This is a genomic window from Streptomyces sp. NPDC101166 (genome assembly GCF_044768125.1).
In the GTDB taxonomy this organism is placed as follows: Bacteria; Actinomycetota; Actinomycetes; order Streptomycetales; family Streptomycetaceae; genus Streptomyces.
The window spans coordinates 1-1,836 of record NZ_JBIWPF010000075.1; the positions used below are offsets into that span (position 1 = coordinate 1).

Annotated in this window: 3 protein-coding genes and 1 pseudogene; 2 read left to right on the top strand and 2 right to left on the bottom strand. The window is 69.4% G+C overall.

Annotated features, from left to right (window positions below):
- On the bottom strand, positions 1–446 hold a 446-nt coding region (locus ACIRS4_RS36395), incomplete at its 3' end, for an NAD(P)H-binding protein (protein WP_404204269.1).
- Positions 447–555: 109 nt separating this feature from the next.
- Here ACIRS4_RS36395 and ACIRS4_RS36400 point away from each other — a divergent pair.
- Both ACIRS4_RS36400 and ACIRS4_RS36405 read left to right on the top strand, forming a co-directional pair.
- A complete protein-coding gene (locus tag ACIRS4_RS36400; RefSeq protein WP_357090790.1) occupies positions 556–954 on the top strand; it encodes a helix-turn-helix domain-containing protein in 399 nt (132 codons plus the stop codon).
- A gap of 8 nt (positions 955–962) precedes the next feature.
- Entirely contained in the window at positions 963–1,442 is a 480-nt protein-coding gene (locus ACIRS4_RS36405; protein ID WP_404204272.1) for a nucleoside deaminase, read from the top strand.
- A gap of 149 nt (positions 1,443–1,591) precedes the next feature.
- Here the strand turns inward: ACIRS4_RS36405 and ACIRS4_RS36410 are convergent.
- Positions 1,592–1,836, bottom strand: a pseudogene (locus ACIRS4_RS36410) (dihydrolipoyl dehydrogenase); the annotation flags it as partial.

A 1,836-nucleotide genomic window follows, 5' to 3' on the forward strand; every position in this document is an offset into this window, starting at 1 on the left:
CCCAGACCGCCCGCGTAGTTCTCCCAGTACCAGCCGTTGCGCAGCAGGGTGGTCGGGATGCTCGCCCCGGCCAGCACCGCCTCGGTGCCGATGTGCTCCTGGGCGAGGATCAGCGGATTGCGGTCGGCCTGCGGAATGCTGGTGTAGGCCAGCAGTTTCACGCCCGCGGCCTCGGCGGCGCGCAGCACATTGGTGTGCTGGGCCACGCGCTTGCCGAACTCGTTGCCGGAGACCAGCAGTACGCGGTCGACGCCCTGGAAGGCGCGTTCCAGCGCGGCCGGATCGTCGAAGCTCGCGACCCGCACCTCGACGCCGCGCTCGGCGAGGTCGGCCACCTTGGCGGGATCGCGGACCACGGCGACGACGGGCTGCGACCCGTCCTTCAGCAACGCCTCGACGACCAGGCGACCCAGCTGACCACTGGCTCCGGTGACTGCGACGGTCATGACTACCTCCAGGTTCGATGGAATGAACTGCACGCTCGACATGTACTAACTAATAGTAAGCACATGCTATTCCTGAACCGCTACCCGAATGACAGGTAACCTGAATCTCATGAACGCCCGGCCTTCCGACCAGTCCTTCGCGGACGACCCGACCCTGGAAGCCGACGTCTTCGCCCGCAACTGCGCCTCCCGCCCGGTCCTGCAGGACGTCGCCAGCCGCTGGGGCGTGCTGGCCCTGGCCGCCCTGCGCGAGGGCCCCTACCGCTTCTCGGCGCTGCGCCGCCGGGTCGACGGCATCTCCGAGCGCATGCTCTCCCAGACCCTGCAGACCCTGGAACGCGACGGCATGGTCCATCGCGAAGTCCAGCAGTCCATCCCGCCGGTCGTCGAATACACCCTCACCGACCTGGGCGAACGGGTCGCCGACCAGCTGGTCGGGCTGATCGACATCCTCGAATCCAATATCGCGACCATCGAAGCGGCCCAGTCCGCCTACCACCGCCCGTAAGGAGCCGCATGTCCGCCGACACCGATCTGCACTACCTCGAACGCTGCGTGGAACTGGCCGCCGAGGCCCTCGACGCCGGCGACGAGCCGTTCGGATCCCTGCTGGTCGACGCGGACGGCAAGGTCCTGGCCGAGGACCGCAACCGGGTCTCCGGCGGCGACGCCACCCGCCACCCCGAATTCGAGCTGGCCCGCTGGGCCGCCGACCACCTCACCCCCGAGCAGCGCGCCACCGCCACCGTCTACACCTCCGGCGAACACTGCGCCATGTGCTCGGCCGCCCACGCCTGGGTCGGCCTGGGCCCGATCGTCTACGCCGCCTCCACCGCCCAGCTCACCGAGTGGCTCACCGAGTTCGGCGTCCCCGCGGGCCCGATCCGCCCCCTCGCCATCCAGGAGGTGGCCCCCTCGATCCCGGTCTCGGGCCCCTTCCCGGAACTCACCGACCGCGTCTACGCCCTGCACCGCCGCCTGCACCTGGCGGACTAGCCGCACCAACGAAAACGGCCTGATGCCAGCGATTTACGCCGACATCAGGCCGTCTTGCGGGGCAGGCCCCCGGACCTCGGGGGTCCGGGGGCCTGCCCCCGAAAATCTCGGGGGGGGTTCGGGGGCGAAGCCCCTGAGCCCCTTCGGAGTCAGAAGTTGATCATGTGGCCGGCGAGGCCGTGGATCGCTTCCTGGATCGCTTCCGACAGGGTCGGGTGGGTGTGGACGTTGCGGGCGACCTCGTTGACCGTGAGGTCCCACTTCTGGGCCAGGGTCAGTTCCGGCAGCAGCTCGGAGACGTCCGGGCCGATCAGGTGGCCGCCGAGCAGTTCCCCGTACTTGGCGTCGGAGATCAGCTTGACGAAGCCCTGCGCGTCGCCGAGGCCGTGCGCCT

Excerpts from the sequence above, each read along its gene's own strand:
- ACIRS4_RS36400 (WP_357090790.1), top strand. The coding sequence starts at position 556 with ATGAACGCCCGGCCTTCCGACCAGTCCTTCGCGGACGACCCGACCCTG.
- ACIRS4_RS36405 (WP_404204272.1), top strand. The coding sequence starts at position 963 with ATGTCCGCCGACACCGATCTGCACTACCTCGAACGCTGCGTGGAACTG.